Annotated in this window: 17 protein-coding genes; 7 read left to right on the top strand and 10 right to left on the bottom strand. The window is 55.6% G+C overall.

Annotated elements, in window-relative coordinates; translation table 11 throughout:
• Positions 1-142: 142 nt before the first annotated feature.
• A complete protein-coding gene (gene pepN, locus LB462_RS01000; protein ID WP_224505563.1) occupies positions 143-2,788 on the bottom strand; it encodes an aminopeptidase N in 2,646 nt (881 codons plus the stop codon).
• 263 nt (positions 2,789-3,051) lie between these two features.
• Here pepN and LB462_RS01005 point away from each other — a divergent pair, with 263 nt between their 5' ends.
• Entirely contained in the window at positions 3,052-3,966 is a 915-nt protein-coding gene (locus LB462_RS01005) for a DMT family transporter (protein ID WP_224506019.1), read from the top strand.
• Between the two features lie 2 nt (positions 3,967-3,968).
• On the opposite strand, the gene LB462_RS01010 is transcribed toward LB462_RS01005, so the two are convergent.
• The 3 genes from LB462_RS01010 to LB462_RS01020 form a co-directional block, all read right to left on the bottom strand.
• Positions 3,969-5,216 (bottom strand): MFS transporter, encoded by a 1,248-nt coding sequence (locus tag LB462_RS01010; RefSeq protein ID WP_224505564.1) that lies wholly within the window; start codon positions 5,214-5,216, stop codon positions 3,969-3,971.
• Positions 5,217-5,309: 93 nt separating this feature from the next.
• Positions 5,310-6,149, bottom strand: coding sequence for a uracil-DNA glycosylase (locus tag LB462_RS01015; RefSeq protein ID WP_224505565.1), 840 nt, complete (start codon positions 6,147-6,149; stop codon positions 5,310-5,312).
• Between the two features lie 51 nt (positions 6,150-6,200).
• Positions 6,201-6,812: a hypothetical protein gene (locus LB462_RS01020; protein WP_224505566.1), complete on the bottom strand. Its 612-nt coding sequence runs from the start codon at positions 6,810-6,812 to the stop codon at positions 6,201-6,203.
• Between the two features lie 257 nt (positions 6,813-7,069).
• On the opposite strand from LB462_RS01020, the gene LB462_RS01025 reads away from it, so the two are divergent.
• On the top strand, positions 7,070-8,737 hold the full coding sequence (locus LB462_RS01025; RefSeq protein WP_224505567.1) for an electron transfer flavoprotein-ubiquinone oxidoreductase: 1,668 nt from the start codon (positions 7,070-7,072) through the stop codon (positions 8,735-8,737).
• Here LB462_RS01025 and LB462_RS01030 read toward each other — a convergent pair.
• Positions 8,725-9,732: an endonuclease/exonuclease/phosphatase family protein gene (locus LB462_RS01030; RefSeq protein ID WP_224505568.1), complete on the bottom strand. Its 1,008-nt coding sequence runs from the start codon at positions 9,730-9,732 to the stop codon at positions 8,725-8,727. The two genes, LB462_RS01025 and LB462_RS01030, sit on opposite strands and share 13 nt — an antisense overlap.
• Positions 9,733-10,223: 491 nt before the next feature.
• Between LB462_RS01030 and LB462_RS01035 the strand changes: the two genes are divergently transcribed.
• Entirely contained in the window at positions 10,224-10,580 is a 357-nt protein-coding gene (locus LB462_RS01035; RefSeq protein ID WP_224505569.1) for a VOC family protein, read from the top strand.
• 2 nt (positions 10,581-10,582) lie between these two features.
• Here LB462_RS01035 and LB462_RS01040 read toward each other — a convergent pair whose 3' ends face one another.
• The gene (locus LB462_RS01040; protein WP_224505570.1) at positions 10,583-11,029 is read right to left on the bottom strand and encodes a MarR family winged helix-turn-helix transcriptional regulator; all 447 of its coding nucleotides are present in this window, start codon (positions 11,027-11,029) and stop codon (positions 10,583-10,585) included.
• 90 nt (positions 11,030-11,119) lie between these two features.
• Between LB462_RS01040 and LB462_RS01045 the strand changes: the two genes are divergently transcribed.
• Positions 11,120-11,887 carry a VOC family protein gene (locus tag LB462_RS01045; RefSeq protein WP_224505571.1) on the top strand — a complete coding sequence of 256 codons (768 nt, stop codon included), beginning with the start codon at positions 11,120-11,122 and terminating at the stop codon, positions 11,885-11,887.
• 3 nt (positions 11,888-11,890) lie between these two features.
• Here the strand turns inward: LB462_RS01045 and LB462_RS01050 are convergent, their stop codons facing one another.
• On the bottom strand, positions 11,891-13,399 hold the full coding sequence (locus tag LB462_RS01050) for an AMP nucleosidase (RefSeq protein WP_370637017.1): 1,509 nt from the start codon (positions 13,397-13,399) through the stop codon (positions 11,891-11,893).
• A gap of 1,090 nt (positions 13,400-14,489) precedes the next feature.
• Positions 14,490-14,891 carry a GFA family protein gene (locus LB462_RS01055; RefSeq protein ID WP_224505572.1) on the bottom strand — a complete coding sequence of 134 codons (402 nt, stop codon included), beginning with the start codon at positions 14,889-14,891 and terminating at the stop codon, positions 14,490-14,492.
• 197 nt (positions 14,892-15,088) lie between these two features.
• On the opposite strand from LB462_RS01055, the gene bla reads away from it, so the two are divergent.
• The gene (gene bla, locus LB462_RS01060; RefSeq protein ID WP_224505573.1) at positions 15,089-15,979 is read left to right on the top strand and encodes a class A beta-lactamase; all 891 of its coding nucleotides are present in this window, start codon (positions 15,089-15,091) and stop codon (positions 15,977-15,979) included.
• A gap of 395 nt (positions 15,980-16,374) precedes the next feature.
• Here the strand turns inward: bla and LB462_RS01065 are convergent, their stop codons facing one another.
• The gene (locus tag LB462_RS01065) at positions 16,375-16,722 is read right to left on the bottom strand and encodes a DUF2147 domain-containing protein (RefSeq protein ID WP_224505574.1); all 348 of its coding nucleotides are present in this window, start codon (positions 16,720-16,722) and stop codon (positions 16,375-16,377) included.
• Between the two features lie 440 nt (positions 16,723-17,162).
• On the opposite strand from LB462_RS01065, the gene LB462_RS01070 reads away from it, so the two are divergent.
• Both LB462_RS01070 and LB462_RS01075 read left to right on the top strand, forming a co-directional pair.
• On the top strand, positions 17,163-17,429 hold the full coding sequence (locus tag LB462_RS01070; RefSeq protein WP_224505575.1) for an SEL1-like repeat protein: 267 nt from the start codon (positions 17,163-17,165) through the stop codon (positions 17,427-17,429).
• A gap of 121 nt (positions 17,430-17,550) precedes the next feature.
• The gene (locus LB462_RS01075; RefSeq protein WP_158482185.1) at positions 17,551-17,787 is read left to right on the top strand and encodes a hypothetical protein; all 237 of its coding nucleotides are present in this window, start codon (positions 17,551-17,553) and stop codon (positions 17,785-17,787) included.
• Between the two features lie 54 nt (positions 17,788-17,841).
• On the opposite strand, the gene LB462_RS01080 is transcribed toward LB462_RS01075, so the two are convergent.
• Positions 17,842-18,369: a Dps family protein gene (locus tag LB462_RS01080; RefSeq protein WP_112527619.1), complete on the bottom strand. Its 528-nt coding sequence runs from the start codon at positions 18,367-18,369 to the stop codon at positions 17,842-17,844.
• Between the last annotated feature and the right edge of the window lie 17 nt (positions 18,370-18,386).

Genomic DNA, 18,386 nt, shown 5'->3' on the forward strand with positions numbered 1-18,386 from the left:
TTAAATATTTATCAATACTTATGGCGGGCCAAAACTATAATCAGACGACGAGTCATAACTCCTTGAAATGACTCAAGATACCCTCGGGCTATGCCCGAGGACGATGAATAAACAGGCAGTGGATAACCTCCGGACGGGCCTCTCAGGCTAGCGTTCGCTCGACGATATCCCGCACGTCGGCGGAAAGTCCCGTCTCTCGAGCGATGTTCGCCAGCGATTCACGCGCATGCTCGCGCCGTACGGGTTCGAAGGATCGCCACGAGCGCATCGCCGTCAGAAGCCGCGCGGCAAGCTGCGGGTTCTTTTTGTCGATGGTCAGGATTGTCTCGGCAAAGAACTTGTAGCCGGCGCCGTCGGCGCGATTGAAGCCCGTCTGATTACCGCTGGAAAATGCGCCGATCAAAGCCCGGGTGCGATTGGGATTATCAAGCGAGAACAGCTTGTGTGTCATCAACTCGCGCACCTTGTCCAGCGCCCCATTTCCCGGTTGCATCGCCTGCACTACGAACCATTTGTCCATGACGAGTGGATCATTGCCGAAACGCGCCTCGAAGGCCTGCAGCGCATGGTCTGTCGCATCGCTGTCGCCAAAGCGCTGGACGAGCACACCAAGCGCAGCAGCCCGATCTGTCATATTGTCGGCGTTTTTGAACTGCGTCGCGGCCCGCTTCGAACTACTCTCGGCGACGCTCAGATAATCGAGCAGCACGTTGCGCAGCGCTCTGCGACCTGCTCCGGCCGCGTCCGGCTTGAACGAGCCCTCCTGCGCGAGCTCGCTATAAGTTTGCGCGAACTTCCCCGCATGTGCTTCGGCCATGGCGCTTATCAATGCATCACGGCTGCCAAGAATGGCGTCCGGGTCGATATTCGCGCCAAGTTCACGCGCAATGTCGCTTTCGGACGGGATACTAAGGCACAGCGCCCGAAATGCCTCGTCCAGCGTTACGTTGAAGGCGATTTCGCCGAGGAGCTTGATCGACGAGTTCTCGATTGTCGCCGGCTTGCCGCCGCGGACGCGTTTGGCATTGCTCGTCAGCTTGGCATTGAGCAGTTGGGTAAGGGCTTGCCAGCGTGTCACCTCATCGCCGTCGTTGCGGGCGAGGAAGGCGAGGTCGGTCCGGGTCAATTCGCTCGTAAGCGTCACGGGTGCCGAAAAGCCGCGCAGCAGTGAAGGGACCGGGCGTTCCGGGATACCCGAAAAACTGAAACGCTCCTTGCGCTTGCGCAGATGGATGACGTCGTCCTTGACCAGACCGCCCTTGGCCGAACGCGGCTTGAGCTCACGACCTTTGGCACCGAGCAGCGCAAACTGCACGGGGATGTGCATCGGCTTTTTCGAAGTCTGGCCCGGTGTCGGCTTCAGCGACTGTTCGATCTCGATTTCGAAGGTCTTGGTTGCCTGATCATAGTCGTAGGTGATGGCGAGATTGGGAGTCCCGGCCTGGTCGTACCAGAGCGCAAACTGGCTGAGATCTTCGCCCGACGCATCTTCGAAGACCTTTATGAAATCCTCGATCGTCGCGGCATCGCCATCATGGCGCTCGAAATAGAGGTCCATGCCCTTGCGGAAGAGTTCCGGCCCGAGAATGGTACGGATCATGCGCACGACCTCGGAACCTTTTTCGTAGACGGTCGAGGTGTAGAAATTGTTGATCTCACGGAATTGGCGCGGACGCACCGGGTGGGCGAGGGGCCCGGCATCTTCCGGGAACTGATGCGCCTTGAGGCCCTTCACCTCGGCGATGCGCTTGACGGCGCGCGAGCGCATGTCGGCGGAAAACTCATGGTCGCGGTAAACGGTCAGCCCTTCCTTCAGGCAAAGCTGGAACCAGTCGCGGCAAGTGATTCTGTTTCCTGTCCAATTGTGGAAATATTCGTGAGCGATCACCGCTTCGATTCCGGCATAATCCGTATCGGTCGCGGTGTCTGGATCGGCCAGCACGTACTTGTCGTTAAAGACGTTGAGCCCCTTGTTTTCCATAGCGCCCATGTTGAAATCGGACACAGCGACGACATTGAACACGTCGAGATCATATTCACGGCCGAAGACATCCTCGTCCCATTTCATCGAACGCTTGAGTGCATCCATGGCATAAAGCGCGCGGGGCTCCTTGCCGTGCTCGACATAGATGCCGAGATCGACATGACGCCCCGAGGCGGTTGTGAAGGTGTCGGTGATGACGCCAAGATCGCCGGCGACGAGCGCGAACAGATAGGCTGGCTTCGGATGCGGATCGTGCCAGACAGCAAAATGCCGGCCGTTGGTAAGTTTGCCCTTATCTTGGGGGTTGCCATTCGACAGCAGCAATGGTGCTTCGCTGTGTTCGGCTTCGATACGCACCGTGTAGACGGAGAGCATGTCCGGCCGGTCGAGGAAATAGGTGATGCGGCGAAAACCTTCCGCCTCGCACTGGGTGCAATAAACGTCGCTCGACCGATATAGCCCGGTCAATTGCCGATTGGTGGTCGGATTGATCTCCGTGGTTATTTCGAGCGTGAAAGCGCCATTTTCCGGCAAGCCGCTAATTTCGAGACGATCTGGCGTCGCTACGTAGGCATTGTCGCCAAGAACAGCGCCGTCGAGGCGGATATCAACCAGCTTTAGGTCATCGCCGTCCAGAATGAGAGGAGCGTCGGATGCAACACCCTCCCTGCGCTCGATCTGCAGTGTGGATTTGACGACTGTGCGCTCGGGATGGAGACTGAAATCGAGGTGGGTTTCGGGAATGAGAAAATCGGTGGGCTTGTAATCTTCCAGATGAAAAACCTGGCCGGTATCGGTACGCATCGTCTAACTGTCCTTATTGATGGCGGGGACCCTATCGATCTTTCTTGTGGGGCACAACAAATGCCGATTTGTTTGGTTCACAAACGCAACGTGAATGATTGCCCACTGGTGTGGCCGCTTAAACCATCCTAAAGATATATCAGTTTACAATTCCATACCGCCGCCGACCACTCTTTCTTCCAGGATGTAAAACCGTGTCCACTATCGTTCACCCGCGAGATGGTGAACCACTTGTCGCAGATCGTGCGCGCAGCACCAATGTCATGCTGGGAATTGGCCTCAAGGTCGCTTCGGTCTGCGTATTCGTCTGCATGTCGAGCCTCTTGAAAGCATCTGACGGTATTCCGGCGGGCCAACTCGTGTTCTTCCGCTCCTTCTTCGCAATTTTTCCGGTCATTGCCTTCATTGCATGGCAGGGGCAGATGGCTGTGGCGTTCAAAACGAGCGAGCCCTTCAGCCATTTCTGGCGCGGCTTCGTCGGCGTCAGCGCCATGAGCCTCAGCTTTTATGGTCTGACCAAGCTTCCCTTGCCTGAGTCCATCGCAATCAGTTACGCGACGCCGCTGCTGACCGTCGTATGCAGTGCAATTTTCCTGCGCGAAACGGTGCGGCTCTATCGCTGGTCGGCGGTGTGCTTCGGTCTCGTCGGCGTCGTCATCATCCTTTGGCCGCGCATGTCGTTCTTTATCGGGGAAACCGAGTTTGGTGCGGATCAGGCTGTCGGCGCGTTGGCGACACTGGGCGGTGCGGGGCTCGCCGCCATTGCCATGCTGCTCGTGCGCAAGCTGGTGCAGACGGAGCGCACGCCGACCATCGTTGTTTACTTTTCCATCGCCTCAAGCGTCATTGCGCTGGTCAGCCTTCCGTTTGGCTGGGTCTGGCCGACTGGCTTTCAGGCGACCTGTCTGATCTTCGCCGGAATTGCGGGCGGCGTTGCGCAAATTCTTCTCACAGAGAGCTACCGCCATGCCGACATGTCGGCGATCGCTCCGTTCGAGTATACCTCCATGTTACTGGGGCTCGCCCTCGGCTATCTGCTCTTCGGTGATATCCCGACAGCGGAGATGATCACCGGAGCAGCAATCGTCATCAGCGCTGGCATCTTCATCATATATCGCGAGCATCGGCTCGGCCTCGCCCGGGCACGTGCCCGCAAGGTCTCGACGCCGCAGGGATAGAATTATTCCTCCTGAGCCGCCTCGCTCAGCGGGTGCAACTGGAAAGTCTCCGGCGTCTGCGGCCGGTCATGCGGGCGAATGGCGAAATCGGGACGCTCTGAAGGAGCTTGCGACGCACGGCGAAGGCTGCGCCAGAACGCATAGGAACCATAGGCCGCATAGCTGATTGCCATCGTGACAAAGAAACCCGAAGGGCCGTTCAGATCCATCAACCGCCCGGCGATCTGAGGGCCGATCATGCTGCCGACGCCATAAACAATGAGCAGGCCACTGGAAATCTTGACGAATTCGCTGGGCTCGGCGAAGTCGTTGGCATGCGCCACATTGAGCGAATAGATCGGAAACAGCACCGTCCCGAAAACAAACATCAACGTATAGACCACCCACGGCGTAGTGGGCTGGACCATGATCATCGTCAGCGATATCGCGACACCGCCGATCCCGGCCACGACCATCACGTAGCGCCTGTCGACGAAGTCCGAGACACGGCCAATCGGGTACTGGAAGATTGCTCCACCGATCATCGAACTCGCGATCATCGTCGCAATGCCGAAAGTCGACAGGCCGATCTCGCGGCCATAGATCGCCGACAGGAAGTTCCACGCACCGGCGATGATCCCCGCCAGAAGCGAGCCAATCAACGCAGCGGGTGACTTTCGGTAGAGCTCGGGAAGGTCCAGCGATACCTGCGTCAGCGGGCGTGGTGACTGTGCATTTGAAAGACCTGTCGGCACCAGAGCGCCAGCATAGATCAACGCCCCGATCATGAACAAAGCCTGTGTCGCGGGGTCGCCGAACGGCAAAATATACTGGCCAACGAGAAGTCCGAGCATGGAAACGATCATGTAGATCGAAAACACCATGCCGCGTGTCGAATTGGTGACGCGCTCGTTCAGCCAGCTTTCGATCACCATGTAACTGCCGGCCAATGAAAAACCAGCCAGCGCCCGAAACAGCGTCCAGGCCCAGGGATCGATGATCAGACCGTGCATCAGCATCGACATGCTGAGGAGCGTGAGCAGCACGGCAAAGACCCGCACATGGCCAACGCGGCGCACGAGGCGCGGAACGATGATGCAGCCGCCGGTGAATGCCAGCGCATAACCGGTTCCTAGCCAACCGATGGTAGTCGGCGACCAGCCTTCCATGCCCGCGCGCAAGGGGAGCAGGATTCCCGCTAGGCCCCCTGCCGTCAGCATCAGAAAGGTGCTGGTCAATAATGCCGCGATCGGCAAGAGCTGGCGAAACATATATGTATCCTGCGTTTCAATGCCCGAAACTACAGGCTTGGATTGGCTCGCGAGCCTGAAATTACGACACGGCGATTCCAGTTTTGCGCCAATCTAGTCCGTCAATGCACGCAGTCGTATCTTGACGTTGACGAAATCGCGCCAGGCGAAGCGCTTTTGGGCCGGATTTCGCAAAAGATAAGCCGGATGCAGCGTCGGCATCACCGGAATCTGGATGCCGGACGCGGTCAGATGGGCTTTCCAGTTTCCGCGCAGGCGCAAAATACCTTCTGTCGCATTGGTAAGCGCTTTGGCGGCCGGGCCACCGAGCGCGACGAGCAGCCTTGGATTGGCGAGCTCAATCTGGCGCTCGAAGAATGGTCGGCAAATCTCCGTTTCAAGCGGCGTTGGCGTGCGGTTGCCAGGCGGACGCCATGGAATGGTATTGGCGATATAGACGCTGGTCCGATCAAGGCCGATGGCCGCAAACATGCGATCGAGCAGTTGCCCCGAACGGCCGATGAAAGGAACACCTTCGAGGTCTTCTTCACGGCCCGGAGCTTCGCCCACGAACATGATCGGAGCAGCAGGATTGCCGTCGGCGAACACGAGGTTCTTGGCAGTGAATTTCAAGTTGCAACCGTCGAACGCGGCGAGCTGCTCGCGCAATTCCTCCAGCGTAGCTGCGCTTGAAGCCATCTGCCGCGCCATCGCAATTTTGGCATCGTCCGGGACAGAGGCCTTGCTGAGGATGGATGGAGCCGGTTGGCTAGCTGCCGGTTGTTCAGGTCGCTGCTGCTGGGGAGGATGCTGGGAAGGCCGAGCGGCCTGCGCGGGCGAAGCCGCAACACGCTTTGCCTCGATTTGGGAGAAGCGGTCGACCGGCGCATCTTCGAGCGGCGTATCGACGCCGGCCTCGGCATAGAAATGCAGCAGTTCGCGCAAATTGGTCAAGCGATAATCCTTTTGTCACTGAAGTCGCAAATTGCCGGCACAATTGCAAGGTCAGGAGGAAGGAATGCGTGGCTCCTGCACCAGATAAAACACGCGTTTGGGTGTGAAATCAGCAATAGGAAAATCAAAGCTCGCACCAAAACCCGGATCGATCTTGCCATCCCGGAACACCATACGATCATAGGGCTCGAAGTCGTCGCTGAAAGTGCCGTAACCGGTCGATTTGATCATGCCCCTCTTGTCACCTGGCTGGTAGAAGGAAAGTCCATCGCCATAATCGCTTGGCACGTTAAGCTGTTCCTGCAGTTCAAACTCGAACTCGACCCAGGGATGACCGCTGCTGTTGGTGGCCCGGACGCGCAGATAGAATAGAATCCCGGCATCCTCGCTCGGGTTAAGCTGCGCTACTTTTTCGGTGCGAATGATGAGTGTGGTTGGCGTTACCGAGGGGAATTCTTCCGTAAGGATGATTGGATCCTGCATCGTTCCTGTGCCACTGATGGACCGAATGATGAAGCCGCCAAGCTCATCGGAAAATGAGTAAGGCCCCGCAGTCCAAAGCCGCGGATCTTCTTGTGCCGATCCTGTTGGAACGTAACCGACGAAAAGCATGCAGATGGCCATCATGCCACGCAGCATCCAGTCCGTGCAGTATCGTTTCATCAGGTCTCCCATCGGTTGGCATGCGAGACAATAAGCTGAATTATGACTGAAACCGCATCCCGTGCAAACAATCTATGAAAGTGCAAAATATTGACGTTTACGTTAAAGTAATCTAGATTCCGCCAACCGTCGTGAAATGAGGGCAATTGGCCGCATCTGGAATGCATGACTGTCTATGCCATATGGCTATTGTTGCGTTACAAATCGGGAAAATACTGCACAAAAGTGCGTACGGGAATGATCATCAGGAGGATTGCATGAGCGAGGTAACCGAACTTCCAGAGCGCGAGAGCATGGAGTTTGATGTCGTCATAGTTGGAGGAGGGCCGGCTGGTCTATCCGCAGCGATCAAGCTCAAGCAGATCAATCCGGAATTGTCGGTTGTGGTCCTGGAAAAGGGCGGCGAAGTCGGTGCGCACATCCTTTCGGGCGCCGTGGTCGACCCGATCGGCGTCGACAAGCTCCTGCCGGGCTGGCGCGACGAAGAAGGGCATCCCTTCAAGACGCCGGTTACGGCCGATCATTTTCTGGTTCTCGGGCATTCAGGCTCGGTGCGTCTCCCGAATTTCGCCATGCCGCCTTTGATGAACAATCATGGCAACTTCATTGTCTCGCTGGGCAATGTCTGCCGCTGGCTCGGCACCAAGGCAGAAGAACTGGGCGTAGAAATCTACCCCGGCTTTGCCGGCTCGGAAGTGCTTTACGACGACAACGGCGCTGTTGTCGGTGTTGCCACCGGTGACATGGGCATCGAGAAGGATGGCAGTCCCGGACCAGCCTACACGCGGGGCATGGCGCTGCTTGGAAAGTATATCCTGATCGCGGAAGGCGCGCGCGGTTCGCTCGCCAAACAATTGATCAACAAATTCAAGCTCGATGAAGGTAAGGAGCCGGCGAAATTCGGTATCGGATTGAAGGAATTGTGGCAGGTAGATCCTGCAAAGCACAAGCTGGGTCTCGTGCAGCATTCGTTCGGCTGGCCGCTGGACATGAAGACGGGTGGCGGGTCATTCCTCTACCATCTTGAGGACAATACGGTCGCCGTCGGCTTCGTCATGCACCTCAACTACAAGAATCCCTACCTTTCGCCATTCGAGGAGTTCCAGCGCTTCAAGACCCATCCGTCCATTCGTGGCCTCTTCGAAGGCGGCAAGCGCCTGGGCTATGGTGCGCGCGCGATCACTGAAGGCGGTTGGCAGTCGGTGCCGAAGCTGTCCTTTCCCGGAGGAGCGCTGCTCGGCTGCTCGGCCGGCTTCGTCAATGTGCCGCGTATCAAGGGTTCGCACAATGCCATGCTCTCCGGCATGCTCGCTGCCGAACATGTGGCGGAAGCGATCGCCGCCGGGCGCGCCAATGACGAGCTTATTGCTTACGAGAATGCCTGGCGCTCAAGTGAGATCGGCAAGGATTTGAAGCGTGTGCGTAACGTCAAGCCCATGTGGTCGAAGCTCGGCACAATCGGCGGCGTCATGCTCGGCGGCCTCGATATGTGGCTCAACACGATCTTTGGCGGCTGGTCACCCTTCGGCACGTGGAAACATGGCAAGTCCGATGCGGCCTCACTCGAACCTGCGAGCAAATACGCTCCAATCGCCTATCCAAAGCCCGATGGCGTCCTGACCTTCGACCGCCTGTCTTCGGTGTTCCTGTCGAATACCAACCATGAGGAAAACGAGCCGGTTCACCTGATTGTTAAAGATATGGACCTGCAGAAAAGCTCTGAACTCGAAGTCTACGCGGGACCGTCGGCACGTTACTGCCCGGCCGGTGTCTATGAGTGGGTCGAGGAGGCAACCGGGCCGAAGTTCGTGATCAACGCGCAGAACTGCGTGCACTGCAAGACATGCGATATCAAGGATCCCAACCAGAACATCAACTGGGTGCCACCACAGGGCGGCGAAGGACCGGTCTATCAGAATATGTAATTGCCTTGCCTCAGTACCGTTTGTTGATCTGGACCGCCATTGTCATCAACACCGCTAATCGAAAAGCGTAGCAGCAGCGGCAAATGATCCGAGCCGACAGGCTGCAGTGTTTCGACTCGCGTTTGGATAATTCGGTCCGAAACGAGGATGTGATCGATCGGCAGGCCAATCCAGCGCGCCGCATGCGCCAATGTGCCGTTGACGAGCCAGCTCGGGCGCAACCCTTCGGCTGAAGATGTTTTACTCGCTTCGGTGATGGCTTTCAGCGTCTGGCTCCAGGATGTCGCGTTGAAATCACCGGCAATAATCATTGGACCTTGCAGCCGCTCGAGGTAGGGCTCGATCGTCGCAACGTTTTCGGCTTGGCCATAGGGCCACGGCCAGTCGAGGTGGATCGCAGTAATAACGGCGCTGCGTCCGCCGAAATCAATGCGTGCCAAACCAATCAGACTGTCGACACATTGTGGCGTAGTACCGAGCGCGAATGGGCGGCGGGAGAGAATTGCAACGCCGCCAATGTGGCTGCGGTTAGGGCAGTAGAGATTATAGGGATAGCGTGCTTCAATCGCTTTCAGTTTGGGGCGCCACGCTGTGGATACTTCCTGCAGGGTGATGACATCGGGGGCTTCTTGCGCGATCAAGCGAAGGACATCAGCCTGGTGACGATTGTCGTAGCGCAGGTTCAGCTGCATCAGTTCGTATTCCGGCTGGGCTGTTTCAGCTTCTGCGGAAGGTGCAGGGGAGGGAACAAGCACTGAACCAAGTGCGGTCAGTGCCAACACCATTGCCATCAAACCTTCCCGCCACAGTCCAAGAATAAGGGCTGGGATCGCCGATATGGCCATCAGCACCGCAAGATGCATGCGGAAATGCGCAAAGGAATCGAACAGCGGATGGGCAGCGCCGAAAAATCCCAATACCAGCGGCAGCGAAAACATCACCGGTATCAATACGGCGGCAAGTCTAATCCACGATAGCCTGTTCTCTGTCGTCATGCTCCGCATTAAACCGGCAATTGCGACGCAATCAAGATGGCAGCGCTAGTGATCTCGGGACAACCCGCAGCTCCGTTCGCCCGCACTTTATACAACCCTGCATTCGTTGTGGTCTGCGACAATTCCAGCCATGTGTGGAGGAGTTTTATAAGCAGAAGCAGCAAGCGCCGAGCGAACCGGCGCATCGAGGAGATGGGCCTCCTCGACCCGGCACGGGCCTTGCGGATAAAACTGGAGGTGAACTATGTGGTGGTTACCATTTAGCATCACGCTGACAACGAGAAGAACCCGGACGAGTTGGTCGCTCAGCATCCGGGTTCAATTCAACTAGTCAGAAAAAGGAGGGGCGGGTGAAAATCCGCTCCTCACTCCAAAACGGAATATAGCAGCTTTCTCATTATTTCCAAGCAGCACTGTTTTGGACTTTAGGCGCATGACAGAGATGATTAGTGTGGATCTCGGACGAGACTCAACCTTGAGGAGGGTGTCCCGTGGTCGTAAAACGCATCGTTCCAAATTTCGCATGTCCTGACCCCGGCAGCGTTCGTGACTTCTATGAAAACTTGCTGGACCTGAAAGTCGTCATGGATCATGGATGGATTCTGACATTTGCATCCGACATTTCGGCAAGGCCGCAGATCAGCATCGCGAGCGAAGGAGGATCAGGCACCCCTGTTCCCGACATTTCGATCGAAGTGGAGGATGTCGATATGGTCTATCAGCGAGCGAGAACAGCCGGCTATGAGATCGCATATGATATCGCAGATGAGCCCTGGGGCGTCCGGCGTTTCTACGTCCGCGACCCAACCGGACGATTGGTCAACATCTTGGCTCATGCTGTTGATTGAGGTCACAAAAGCTTCTTCAAGCCGTTTAAAAGTCGATCATGCTCGCCGTCGGTGAGCAGTTCTTCAAGTTTGCCATGGGAACTCTTCCATATTGGCACGACTTCCGACAGCAGATGCATGCCATCCGACGTCAGTGCCATGAGGCGGCTGCGTTTGTCAGCAGGATCGACCACGACCCTCACCAGGCCACGGCGCTCCAGCGGCTTGAGGGCCGCGGTAAGTGTGGTTCGGTCCATCGCGAGCAATGAAGCTACGGAACTCAGATTGGGAGGCGACGGCCGGTTCAGCGACATCAGCAGCGAAAACTGTCCGTTGGTGAGGTCATAAGGCCGCAAAGATTCATCGAAGCGGCGAGCTAGGGCACGCGCGGCCCGTTGTACAGCAAGGCACAAGCACGTATCGCGAACGTGAATTGTTGTTTCGAAAGGAACCAAAATCGGCTTTGACATGGCCTATATATGTTGATATCAACATAATTGTCAATATTCAATCACAAGCCATCTATACAATCCGGTCGATCATGAGAAGGAGGAGCTATCATGTCCAATTCCGGTAATTTTGTTTGGTATGAACTGATGACCAGCGATGCAGAAGCTGCGGAGGGCTTCTATAGCAATGTCGTCGGCTGGGGCGCGCAAGACGCTGGCCATCCGCAGATGAAATATACCTTGATGAAAGTAGGCGAGGCTCCGGTTGCCGGTATGATGACAACGCCTGAGGGCTGCAATACCGGCGTCGAGTCAATGTGGTCCGGCTATATTGCCGTCGATGACGTCGATCAGTTTGCCGCCCGCGTAAAGGATGCGGGAGGCAAGATAACAGTCGAACCGCAGGACATACCGGAAGTCGGCAGGTTCGCGGTCGCTGCCGATCCGCAGGGCGCGCCGTTCACTCTGTTCAAGCCCTCGATGCAAGATCGCGGCGACAATCCCAAGCCCCCTACGCCGGGTACAGTTGGGTGGCACGAGCTAAACACCCGCGACTGGGAGAACGCATTTAAGTTTTATTCGGGCCTGTTTGGCTGGACCAAAGGTCAAGCCATGGACATGGGCGGTATGGGCACATACCAGATCGTGGAGCGCGACGGCCAAATGTTTGGTGCCATGATGAATAATCCTGAGCCATCAACCCGTCCAGCTTGGTGCTATTATATCTGCGTGGACGATATTAACGCCGCTGAATCAAGGATCAAGGACAAGGGCGGCAAGGTTGTCTTCGGGCCGATGGAAGTTCCCGGCGAGCAGTGGGTTTTGCAAGCGCTCGATCCGCAGGGCGTGTCTTTCGCTCTTCTTGGCCCCCGCAAATAAGTTCTACTGAAACGCCATCTCGTAGAAACTGCGCAACTTTCTGGAGTGCAGTTTCTCGGGAGGCATCTCGGCCAGCTTTTCAAGGGCACGAATGCCGATCTGCAAGTGTTGCGCCACTTGGCGTTTGTAAAACTCCGTCGCCATGCCCGGCAGTTTCAATTCACCGTGCAGCGGCTTGTCGGAGACGCATAGCAGCGTTCCGTAAGGCACGCGGAACCGGAAACCATTCGCCGCGATCGTCGCCGATTCCATGTCGAGCGCGATTGCGCGCGATTGCGATAGCCGTTTGACCGGGCCGCGCTGGTCGCGTAGCTCCCAATTGCGGTTGTCGATCGTCGCCACCGTACCGGTACGCATGATGCGCTTCAGATCATACCCTTCGAGCCCGGTGATTTCCGCGACTGCCTGTTCAAGTGCGACCTGCACTTCGGCAAGTGCCGGGATAGGCACCCAGACCGGCAAATCGTCATCCAGCACATGATCTTCGCGCACGTAGGCATGGGCCAACACATAGTCGCCAAGCGCTTGGGTGTTGCGCAGCCCTGCGCAGTGGCCAAGCATGAGCCAGGCGTGCGGCCTCAACACCGCGATATGATCGGTAATCGTCTTGGCGTTGGAAGGGCCGACGCCGATATTGACCATGGTGATGCCAGAACGGTCGTCACGTGCGAGGTGATAGGCCGGCATCTGCGGTAACCGGCCGATCGGCACACCCGACGTCGGTGCATCATTGCCGGCTTCGGTGATGAGGTTACCCGGCTCGATAAAACGCTGATAGCTGCCACCGCCTTCCGCCATCAGCCCACGCGCCAATGCGCAAAATTCGTCGATGTAGAACTGATAGTTGGTGAACAGCACGTAGTTCTGAAAATGCATCGGTCGCGTTGCCGTATAATGCGAGAGGCGGTGCAACGAATAGTCGACCCTTTGCGCGGTAAACGGCGACAGAGGCATGATACTGTCGAGGTCGTCCGTTTCATATTCGCCGTTGACAATGCGATCATCCGTAGCTGCGAGATCCGGTACGTCGAAGAGATCGCGAAGCGGGCGGGTGAATGCATCCGCTACGGATGATTCGACGTGTGTGCCCTCAAGGAAGGCAAAGTGGATGGGGATCGGTGTCGTGGATTCCTGTACCGTCACGGGACCGCCATGGTTGCGGATCAACAGCCTTATCTGTTCCTCGAGATAGTTGTCGAACAGGTCCGGCCGCGTGATGGTCGCCGTATATTGACCGGGTGCCGACACATGGCCGAATGCCAGGCGGGAATCGATCTGCGCATAGCTTGATGTTGAAAGACGCACTTCCGGATAGAAAGCGCGGAAATGCATTGTGTCGCGTTCTTCGCCTCGCGCAACTCTATCGAAGGCATCACGTAGAAACTTAGTATTGCGTTCATACAGCGCGCTGAGCGCCTGGACGGCCGCCTTGGCGTCGGTAAATTCTCGTCCTTCGACATGGCTGGGCATGCTGATGGCGGTGGGCTTCTTGGTTCCGATTCTTTTGTCCATGCCCCAATATAGTGACATAGCATGACACTTGAAAAGCGGTGTCTTAGAGCGGTTTGCAATCATATTGGATCGATCCTGTTTCTCGGATGGCGAGACAATCCACGCGGAAGGTGGCGAGGTCGATGTGTTTCCATCGTCCGACGCCGCCTGACAAAGTGGTTGGCCGCCAGCCGGAAACCCGAAGGGCCGGGTGAATTTGCTCCAAATCCTTCGGGTTTTGGCTTTGTCCGATGGAAAGGCATCGGCCTCGCCAAACCCCTCGACCTTGAACCAAATTCCCTCCGGCAGGATGATTCAATATGATTGCAAACCGCTCTAAACTCTCTGCAGACTGACGAGGAGAACGAGCCCTATACCGCCGTTTGATGGGTTTCGCCCTTCATAGCTTGCGGCAAAAGCCACGACAGGACCGACGAGAATGGCAGAGAAAACTAGCGCACGCAGAAAAAGCAGCGATAAATTTGCGGTTGATTGTATCATGATCCCCTTACTCCCTGTCCCGGTGCGCCTTGGCATTGTTGATTTCGAGACAATGGCCCAACCGGTCTGAACGAAAGCTGATGCGTTCGTTCATCGCGCGTTCAACCAAGTCGTAGGCGGCTGCCTGCAGAATTGATCGAGGCGGGGGCGTCTATCCAAGCAAGAGAGGCTCTTGTTCGGACGGCGACGAGAGGGCAGGAAATCTTTGCTTAACTCTTCAAAACTGAAAGAAAAAGGCAGCCATGGAGGGACAACCATGACTGCCTGTCTTTTTGCCCGTGACCAGCGAAGGATCTGTCCAGGCGTCTTGGTCTTGTATTGTTCAATCCGGGCAGGCGACGTACCAACGAATAAAATAGACAATACTTTTTCTATTCTTGACCTCCCAGAATTTCACTCAGGCTTTGTATGCAGGGAGGATGCACACAAACGATGATGACTCAACGATACAAGATAAAAGAACTTCAATATTCGGCATTTCGAAACAACTACACGCTGAAAGCTGATTGATAAGAGATATCGCAAATTTCCGCAATTATACCTTAGTCTAAATCGATTGAATTTAAAAAAATGGGACAACCCATGACGTAACTGGTATTGCGTCAATTCTTCATAAATGCCGAATTTCTGCAGGTTGACGCTCCCAATGATCGTGCTTTCCATCCTGGTAATCAACGGGAGCATTTAACAGCTCGTCAGGTGTCAAATCGTCCAGGCAAGCGACGTTTATCGCGTAGAACACACCCAAATCCGGTGTTTCACCACGGCCGAACGGTTTGACCCCGCACGTCCGACAGAAGAAATGGACGATGGTTCGGCTGCCAAACTGGTATTCAGTCAAATAATTTGAGCCGGAGGTTACCCGAAGGGCATTTTCGTCAATAAATGCCTTCCAAAAGCGAGTTTTTGCGCAAAACGAGCAATTACATTTGCTCGTGCCCTGGTCGAGATCGAGGTCGGCCTCGAAGCGGACAGAGCTGCAGTGACAGCTTCCGTGATACGTCTTTTTCACTCTTTCCTCCGAGGGTAGTGCATAACCTTACAGTTAAATAACCTTTTGGTTTATTAACGGTTGCGATCACAAAGGTCAAGTTTGCTGTCACCACTTTTTTGAGCCACAAATTTTCCTTGGAAACTGCCATTTCGGATATCAGCTTGCGACCCGGCGAGAATCCTCGCTGTTTGATTTGTCGGAGATGGAGATGAGAAATGAGTGGTCGTATCACGCGCCGCGGGGCACTGATTGGTTCAATTCTGGCAATGCCGGTCCTCGCCTTGTCGCAGAGGTCAATACAGGCTGCATCGGAGAGCCGGACGGACCTTGCCGGCGCGTTCAAGGCAATCGAGGCGGAAGCTGGTGCGCGCCTTGGAGTTTCAGCACACGATACCGGCAGCGATAATCGCATCGAGTATCGCCAGCACGAGCGCTTTGCCATGTGCAGCACATTCAAGTTTCTCGCGGCGGCGGCGGTCCTCGCGCGCGTGGATCGCGGGCAGGAGCGACTGGAGCGGATTGTCACCTACAAGAACAGCGATCTCGTTCCCTATTCGCCGGTAACCGAAAAGCATGTTGGCAAGGGCATGTCCCTCGAAGCAATCTGCGAAGCCGCAATCACGATGAGCGATAACACAGCCGGCAATCTCATCCTCGACAGTCTTGGTGGGCCCAAGGGACTGACGAAATATGCGCGCAGCCTTGGCGATGCGACGTTCCGGCTGGACAGGCGCGAAACTGAACTCAACGAAGCGAAGCCTGGCGACGACCGCGATACGATCACGCCGTCAGCGATCCTGAAGGATCTGCAGAAGACTGCTCTCGGTGATGCATTATCCAAATCGTCACGCGATCAGCTCACCGCGTGGATGCTGGCCAGCAAGACGGGAGACAAACGCTTGCGCGCCGGCCTGCCGAAGGACTGGAGTGTCGGTGACAAGACGGGAACCAGCGACAGCGGCATGGCCAACGATATCGCCGTCATCTGGCCTCCAAACCGCAAGCCCATTCTTCTGGCCGTGTATCTATATGACCCGAAAGGGACCGCTGACAGCCGCAACGATATTCACAAGAAGGTTGCACAGCTGATAGCCGAAAATATCTGATGGCAGAGACTTAAGGACAACCTGGCAAGGACGCAGGGCCATTTATTCACCCCTGCGTTCGTTGCTGCTTTAGGCAAAAAGCAAGCCATGTGTTGCGCATCTTGCAGGCGAAGCAGAACGCACCGAGCCAGCCGGTGCATTGAGGAGGATAGGCCACCTCAACCATGGCAAAGGCCCTGCCTGTGAGATTTGGAGGTGCGCTATGCGGTATATGCCGTTTAGGGTCACCCTAGAATTGAAAAGGACCCGGACAGGCTGGCAAGTCATCGTCCGGGTCCACTTTTCGATAAACTAGGAAAAGGGAGGTAGGTAAAAACCTGCCTCCTGCTCCAACGACAAGATAACATTTTCCGTCGTATTGCCAAGCGGCATCTGATCCTGGCGATTGAACTCGTCTACTGCCGGGTCAGGCTTTCACTCTTGCAGATCAGCCCACCCATCACGCATCCGGAGAGAGAGAGCTTGCTCCCGCTGGCCGTCGCCTTGCCATTATAGGTCTTGCCTTCGTCGAGCTTGTTGACCGTGCCCTTATAGGATCCGTCCTTGCCCGACATTGAACCAATCGATTTGCCTTTGTATTCCCCCGTCAAAACTGTTCCGCAATAGGAATCCCCGCCGCACGAAGAATACTGAATGATCGTTCCGTTTGGCCGCTTCCAAGAGCCAACGATAGGCTCTTCCGCAAGGGCAGGGCCTGCCATGAGGGCGAAACCGGCCCAGGCCAGCAATATTTTGCGCTTCATACTTTCCTCCCGAAATGCGTGGCTGCACATCATCCATGCATTCCGGCGATATTACGCATACGTAAACGTAATTCAAGATCGCTTGCGACAGAATTTCGATCCTTGCAGCCATGCAATGGCGGGAAATTGTAATCACTCCTCGCCTGGCAAACCTGTTCTTTGGTTATCAAATGCTTGAAATCCCACACCTGCATTTTACGGGAATTTTCGACAAATGCCCGCAATTGCTGGTGCGTTATATTTAATAAATTCCGAAATTTACGAGTTGTTTTTGTTTTGTTTGTGCCCGGTTAATCATGCCCTTTAACAGCAATTTCAAGCCTATGCTGCATTCTCGAAAGCATCGAAAGAACACGCCCAACAACAAAACAAGCGGTTCTCAGAAGTCTAACAGGGCTTTCGTCAAGTAACGGTTCGGGTTCAACAAGGGATTTGGTAAAATGGCACGCTTTGATCTTCAGCATACCGATAGTGGACACGCCGGGGGCTCGGCGCAGACAGATATTCTCTTTGAGATGGGTATTATGTACGCAACAGGCCGGGATTGCGCTGTCGATCTTGTGGCAGCCCATAAATGGTTCAATATCGCCGCCATCAAGGGGTGCGACCGGGCGGCTGAACTGCGGGCAGAACTAGCTCAGTCAATGTCGAAGCCCGATATCGCTGCCGCCCTGCGTGCTGCACGCGAATGGATGACCTCCCACTAAAACCGTGCACCCGTTCTGCACAAAATCCCATATTGTGAACTCAATCACAACGGGTTATCGTAGTGTTTGCAACCTTGGGTATACAATTGGCTGTCTGGTCACGTATGGAGTGTTGCTGTGAGTGCGTATGATTCTTGACAAAGACGGGGAAGTGATGCTTGACGATCTTGAAGGATTGTTATCGCGATTAACGGATGCTCAAAAACAGCTGATATTGTTGTCTGCCAAGTCAAAAGCATTTCCGGATAACAATACATTGAATAAAGTTGCCACCTTATCTCTCAATATTTCAGCAGTTGAAGCACTTATCGCCGACGCCCGGGACCAGAAGGCCCGGCCGGTCAAGGCCAATGATTGAGCATTGGAAACTCCAGCTTGGAAAGCTGGAGTTTGTTTCGCTCACTGCTTACGCTTAGACGCTGGCCGGCCCGACACGTGTTGCTTCGAACAGGAACCAGTGCCTGCGCTCGGTCTCATCTATGAAGTTCTCGATGATACTTGTCGTGGCGCTGTCGCCATGTTCGCTGCACAGCTCGTGAACCTGACGCAGATAGCCAATGAAGCTCTTATTATCGTCGCGCAGCTCCGCCAGCATATCTTCCGGTGTGACGAAATTGGCATCGTTGTCGGGGATCCGTTGTTGGGCGCTGATCTGCCCGATGGACTTCAACGTCGTGCCGCCGATTTTCCGGACCCGTTCCGCGAGAACGTCTGTCATCGCGAAAATCTGCTCCGCCTGTTCGTCCAGCATGAGATGGAAATCGCGAAAGTGCGGGCCGCTCATGTGCCAGTGAAAATTCTTGGTCTTCATATAGATTGCAAAGGTGTCTGCGAGCAGAGCATTCACCGCTCCGGCGATATCGCGCACTGCATTGCCGCCTAGATCGCTGGGTGTAGCGGTTGGAGCACGTTTGATGGTCTGCAGGGATTTTTTAGCCACGGGTCGATCTCCTTGAC

The organism is Phyllobacterium chamaecytisi (assembly GCF_020164455.1).
Classification (GTDB): Bacteria; Pseudomonadota; Alphaproteobacteria; order Rhizobiales; family Rhizobiaceae; genus Phyllobacterium; species Phyllobacterium chamaecytisi.